Here is a 6,000-nt window from a genome sequence, read left to right on the forward strand (position 1 = left end):
CCGTTGCGAGAGAGTGAGGGCGCACACGATAGCGGAAAACGGCAGGTAAAAAGACAGCCCCTGCAACAGGAGCGCTAAGCGCAATGTCCTGGCAGGTGCTGCCAAAAGCTGCAGGCCTGGTGCGGTGTGTGCACGGAAGCTGAGAGTGTCACCCAATAACCTTGGTTAAATTGGGCAAGATCAGAATCAAGGTGGTGGCGAACAGAATAAGTCCCGCCTGACGTACTTTCGATTGTTTGAACATGGCTGACTGCCTTTTCTTTTGTTGTTATTCCTGAGCGTCAAATGCGTGCCGTTGTATTCAGTATCGCGAGGTGACGTTGCACTTTTCTTACAGCTGCTCCAGCAAAACCCGGCAGCAGCGTCTTACAGATTCAACCTTAGAGCGCCCGTTCTTTCTGGCTTAGACTCATTTCATATCAGCTAAGAAGTATTTGCGCTAAAAACGGCATGAGGCTTATTGCCATCTTGGCGCCAGGCCTAGGGCTAGACAGCTAAAACGATTAATCAGGCATTTCCCATAGAGACCTACCGTTCGTCCGAGCGAGGGGGTCAAAAGCAATGAGCGCATCCGTCATTGAAACCGTGTCAATCGGGCCTAAGGTAGGGGCACACACCCACAGCGGTTCGAGGATGTCATGACCCAAGCTTTGATCTTTGATGCGATACGCACGCCCCGAGGTAAAGGCAAGGCCGACGGTGCCCTGCACAGCGTCAAGCCGGTAAACCTGGTGGCGGGCTTGCTCACGGCGTTGGCGCAGCGCAGCGACCTCGACACCCGCCAAGTGGATGATATCGTCCTGGGCTGCGTCACCCCCGTGGGCGACCAGGGCGCCGATATCGCCAAGACCGCCGCGCTGGTGGCCGACTGGGATGTCAGTGTTGCCGGTGTGCAGGTCAATCGCTTCTGCGCGTCGGGCTTGGAAGCGGTGAACCTGGGGGCGATGAAGGTGCGTTCCGGCTTCGAAGACCTGGTGGTCGTCGGCGGCGTCGAATCCATGTCCCGCGTGCCCATGGGCAGCGATGGCGGCGCTTGGGTACTCGACCCGCAAACCAATATGCACAGCCACTTCACGCCCCAAGGCATTGGCGCCGACTTGATCGCCACCCTGGAAGGCTTCACGCGCCAGGATGTCGACACCTTTGCCCTGCAGTCCCAGCAGAAAGCCGACAGGGCGCGGGCAGACGGTTCCTTCAATAAGTCGCTAATCGCGGTGCACGACCAGAACGGCATCGTGCTGCTGGACCATGACGAATTTATCCGCGGCGACTCAACCCTCGAGGGCTTGGGCAAGCTCAAGCCGAGCTTCGAAATGATGGGCCAGATGGGCTTCGACGCCACCGCGTTGCGGGTCTATAGCCACGTGGAGCGCATCCACCATGTGCACACGCCGGGCAACAGTTCCGGCATCGTGGATGGCGCCGCGCTGATGCTGATCGGCTCCGAGGCCAAAGGCCGCGAGCTGGGCCTGCAACCGCGGGCGCGTATTGTCGCCACGGCGGTGACCAGTACCGACCCGACCATCATGCTCACCGGCCCCGCGCCGGCCACTCGCAAGGCGCTGGCCAAGGCCGGCCTGCGGGTTGAAGACATCGACCTGTTTGAAGTCAACGAAGCCTTTGCTTCGGTCGTGCTCAAGTTTATCAAAGACATGGGCATCGACGCTGCACGGGTGAATGTCAACGGTGGCTCCATTGCCATGGGCCACCCCTTGGGCGCCACCGGCTGCGCGATCCTCGGCACCTTGCTCGACGAGCTGGAAGTGCGCCAGCAACGCTACGGCCTGGCCACCTTGTGTGTCGGCGGTGGCATGGGGATCGCCACCATTATCGAACGCCTCTGAGCCTAAGGAATTTGTCATGACCGATGCCATTCGTTACGAAAAAGGCCAGGACCAGATCGTGGTGCTGACCCTCGACATGCCCGGCCAGAGCGCCAACACCATGAACGCCGCCTACCGTGAAGCCATGGCGGCCATCCTCACGCGCCTGGAAGCTGAAAAGGACGAGATCGCCGGGGTGGTGATCACCTCGGCCAAGAAAACCTTTTTTGCCGGGGGCGACCTCAATGAGCTGATCAAGGTCGATAAAGCCCACGCCAAGGCGTTCTACGACAGTGTGTTGGTGTTGAAAGCGCAGTTGCGCCGCCTGGAAGCCCTCGGCAAACCGGTGGTGGCCGCGATCAATGGCGCGGCCCTGGGCGGCGGTTGGGAAATTTGCCTGGCCTGCCATCACCGGGTCGCGCTGGACGACAAGTCAGTGCAACTGGGCTTGCCGGAAGTCACCCTTGGCCTGTTGCCAGGGGGCGGCGGCGTGGTGCGTATGGTGCGCATGCTTGGCCTGGAAAAAGCCTTGCCGTATTTGCTCGAAGGCAAAAAAGTGCGGCCCGCCCAGGCCCTGCAAGCGGGCTTGATTGATGAGTTGGCGGCGGATCGCGAGGCATTGCTGGCCCAGGCCCGCGCCTGGATTCTGGCTAACCCCGACGTTAGGCAACCCTGGGACAACAAGGGCTACGCAATTCCCGGCGGCACGCCGTCCCACCCTAAAGTCGCGCAGATGCTCGCCATTGCCCCGTCGATTTTGCGTAGCAAGACCCAGGGCTGCTTCCCTGCGCCGGAGAAAATCCTGTGTGCGGCGGTCGAGGGCGCCCAGGTGGACTTTGACACCGCGCACCTGATCGAAACCCGCTACTTCACCGAACTGGTGACCGGGCAAGTGGCAAAAAACATGATCGGCACCTTCTGGTTCCAGCTCAACCAAATCAACGCCGGCAGCTCGCGCCCGCAGGGTTTTGCGCCTTATGTAACGCGCAAAGTCGGTGTGCTCGGCGCCGGGATGATGGGCGCGGGCATCGCCTATGTCAGTGCCTGTGCGGGGATCGAGGTGGTGCTCAAAGACATCACCCTGGCCGCCGCTGAAAAAGGCAAAGCCCATTCGGCCGCATTGCTGGACAAGAAAGTCAGCCGTGGGCAATTGACCGCCGAACAGCGCGAAACCACCCTGGCGCGCATTCATCCTACGCAGGATGACCCCGACCTGGCCGGCTGCGACCTGATCATCGAGGCCGTATTCGAAGACCGCGCACTCAAGGCCAAGGTTTCGGCCGCGGCGCAAAGCGTGGTGGGGGCCGACGCGGTGATCGCCTCCAACACCTCCACCTTGCCCATCAGCGGCCTGGCCACGGCGGTGCCCGATCAAGCCAAGTTCATCGGCCTGCACTTCTTCAGCCCCGTGGACAAGATGCCCCTGGTGGAAATCATCAAGGGTGCGCGCACCAGCGACGAAACCCTGGCCCGAGGGTTTGACTTCGTACTGCAAATCAAGAAAACCCCGATTGTGGTCAACGACAGTCGCGGCTTTTTCACCTCACGGGTATTCGGCACCTTTACCAACGAAGGCATCGCCATGCTCGGCGAAGGCGTGGCCGCGCCGATGATCGAGACCGAAGCGCGCAAGGCCGGGATGCCGGTGGGGCCGTTGGCGGTGTCCGATGAAGTGTCCCTCAGCCTGATGAGCCATATCCGACAGCAAACGGCCAAGGATCTGCAGGCCGAAGGCAAGGCCATGCCAAACCATCCGGCGACGGCGGTGATCGATCTGTTGGTGAACGAATACAAGCGCACAGGCAAGGCGGCCGGCGGTGGTTTTTACGACTATCCCGCAGGCGGCCAGAAGCACCTGTGGCCCGAGCTGAAAAACCGCTTTGAACAGCCCGGCAAGCAAATCTCACCTAAGGACGTGCGCGACCGCTTGCTGTTTATCCAAGCCATCGAAACCGTGCGTTGCGTGGAGGAGGGCGTGTTGATGTCCACGGCGGATGCCAACGTTGGTTCAATCTTCGGCATCGGTTTTGCCGCTTGGAGTGGCGGCGCGTTGCAGTTTATCAACCAGTATGGGTTGAACGACTTCATCGCCCGCGCCCGCTACCTCGCCGAGGAGTACGGGGAGCGCTTCTCGCCGCCGGCGTTGTTGCTGGAAAAAGCCGCAAAAGGCGCAATCTTCTAAGTACCTCACTGTAGGAGCGAGCTTGCTCGCGAAAAACGCACAGGCAACGCTTTTATTCAGGATACCTGCGTTATCGTTGACGTTCTTCGCGAGCAAGCTCGCTCCTACAATGAGTGTGGGCGCCCATTGAGGGCTTGCTTTGGGGGTGTATTTCAAGGCAGGCTCTGGGTGTGCAATATTCCCATCGCCGTGTCAGGTATTTTTTATGTCGCTACGCGTCTGCATCCTGGAAACCGATATTCTGCGTCCCGCTTTGATCGATGAGTACCAAGGCTATGGGCAGATGTTCAAGCGCCTGTTCGCCAAGCAACCGATTGCCGCCGAGTTTGTGGTCTACAACGTGGTGCAGGGCGACTACCCGCCGGATGACGAAGTGTTTGACGCGTACCTGATCACCGGCAGCAAGGCCGATTCGTTCGGTACCGACCCTTGGATCCAGACCCTCAAGACCTACCTGCTCACGCGCTATGAGCGTGGCGACAAGCTGCTGGGTGTGTGCTTCGGCCATCAGTTGCTCGCGCTGCTGCTGGGCGGCAAGGCCGAACGTGCCAGCCAGGGCTGGGGCATGGGCACCCACGCCTACAAGCTGGATGCCAAGACGCCATGGATGAGTCCTGAGGTGCCGGAACTGACGCTATTGATCAGCCACCAGGATCAAGTCACCACGTTGCCGGAAAACGCCACGGTGATCGCCTCCAGCGAATTTTGCCCGTTTGCCGCGTACCACATCGGCGACCAGGTGCTGTGCTTTCAGGGGCACCCGGAATTTATCCATGACTATTCCCGCGAGTTGCTGGAGATTCTTCAGACGACCCTGGGTGAGAAGGTCTACAGCAACGGCGTGGCCAGCCTGGACCGCGACCACCACGGCGTGACCGTGGCTGAGTGGATGATGCGCTTTGTCGCGCACCAGCCTGAAGCCAAGGCTTAAAGCCAGCCCGAACGCTTGAAGCTGGCCCATAAACCGGTACAGCCCAAGGTAATAAAACCGAGCACCGCAAAATAGCCGTAGTGCCATTGCAGCTCGGGCATGTTCTGGAAGTTCATCCCGTAAATCCCCGCCACCGCCGTGGGGAACGCCAGGATCGCCGCCCACGCGGCGAACTTGCGCTGCACCACGCTCTGGCGCGAGGCCTCGAGCAGCACACCGATCTCGATGGTCTGGCTGGCAATGTCGCGCAGGGTGGTGAGGTCTTCCATCTGTCGCGTAACGTGGATTTGCACATCACGGAAATACGGGCGCATGTTCTTGTCGATAAACGGGAAGCTGAGCTTCTGCAGCTCCTGGCTGATTTCCACCATCGGCGCCACATGACGCTTGAGCCGCAACACATCGCGGCGCAGGCCGTGGAGATGCTGGATATCACGCTCGTTGAGCGAACTGCACAGCACGTTACGCTCCAGCTCATCAATCTCGGCGTGGATCGCCTCGCTCACCGGCTGATAGTTTTCGGTGACAAAATCCAGCAACGCATAAAGTACGAAATCTTCCCCATGCTCCAGCAACAACGGTCGCGCCTCACAACGCTGGCGCACAAAACCGTAGGACGCCGAGTGGCCGTTGCGCGCGGTGATGATGTAGCCGTTGCCGGCAAAGATATGGGTTTCGATAAACTCCAGCTTGCCGTTCTCGCGCACCGGTGAGTAGGTGACGATAAACAGCGCGTCGCCGAAGGTTTCCAGCTTCGGGCGGCTGTGTTTTTCCATCGCGTCTTCAATCGCCAGCTCGTGGAGGTTGAACTGGCGTTGCAGGTTATTCAATTCCTGGGCGCTGGGTTCTTCCAGGCCGATCCACACAAAGTGCCCAGGTTTGGCGGCCCAGGCCGCGCCTTCATCGAGAGTGATATCCGAGACTTTCTTACCGGCGCTGTAGACGGCAGCCGCAACAACTCTACCCATGGTGCTGATCACTTCTTATCAAGAGGACAGATGTTGGGCAGCTTAGCCTGAATGGCGTTCCGTTGTTGCTGATGACATTACCCATTCCCCTGTAGG

4 protein-coding genes are annotated in these 6,000 nt (G+C 59.8%); 3 read left to right on the forward strand and 1 reads right to left on the reverse strand.

The genetic code is table 11. From position 1 onward, the window contains the following. The first annotated feature begins 638 nt into the window (after positions 1 to 638). The 3 genes from ODQ19_RS27305 (at position 639) to ODQ19_RS27315 (ending at position 4,936) form a co-directional block, all read left to right on the forward strand. Positions 639 to 1,844, forward strand: a complete 1,206-nt coding sequence (locus tag ODQ19_RS27305; RefSeq protein WP_330211748.1) for an acetyl-CoA C-acetyltransferase — start codon at positions 639 to 641, stop codon at positions 1,842 to 1,844. Between the two features lie 16 nt (positions 1,845 to 1,860). Further along, positions 1,861 to 4,005, forward strand: coding sequence for a 3-hydroxyacyl-CoA dehydrogenase NAD-binding domain-containing protein (locus tag ODQ19_RS27310; RefSeq protein WP_330211749.1), 2,145 nt, complete (start codon positions 1,861 to 1,863; stop codon positions 4,003 to 4,005). 205 nt (positions 4,006 to 4,210) lie between these two features. Next, positions 4,211 to 4,936: an amidotransferase gene (locus ODQ19_RS27315; RefSeq protein ID WP_330211750.1), complete on the forward strand. Its 726-nt coding sequence runs from the start codon at positions 4,211 to 4,213 to the stop codon at positions 4,934 to 4,936. Here the strand turns inward: ODQ19_RS27315 and ODQ19_RS27320 are convergent. Beyond that, positions 4,933 to 5,904, reverse strand: coding sequence for a magnesium and cobalt transport protein CorA (locus ODQ19_RS27320; protein WP_003193449.1), 972 nt, complete (start codon positions 5,902 to 5,904; stop codon positions 4,933 to 4,935). The genes ODQ19_RS27315 and ODQ19_RS27320 overlap by 4 nt on opposite strands. Positions 5,905 to 6,000 lie beyond the last annotated feature (96 nt).

This window comes from Pseudomonas sp. AM4(2022), from assembly GCF_036346515.1.
Lineage (GTDB): Bacteria > Pseudomonadota > Gammaproteobacteria > Pseudomonadales > Pseudomonadaceae > Aquipseudomonas > Aquipseudomonas paracarnis.

Coding starts and splice junctions, on each gene's coding strand:
- ODQ19_RS27305 (WP_330211748.1), top strand. CDS start 639: ATGACCCAAGCTTTGATCTTTGATGCGATACGCACGCCCCGAGGTAAA.
- ODQ19_RS27310 (WP_330211749.1), top strand. CDS start 1,861: ATGACCGATGCCATTCGTTACGAAAAAGGCCAGGACCAGATCGTGGTG.
- ODQ19_RS27320 (WP_003193449.1), bottom strand. CDS start 5,904: ATGGGTAGAGTTGTTGCGGCTGCCGTCTACAGCGCCGGTAAGAAAGTC.
- ODQ19_RS27315 (WP_330211750.1), top strand. CDS start 4,211: ATGTCGCTACGCGTCTGCATCCTGGAAACCGATATTCTGCGTCCCGCT.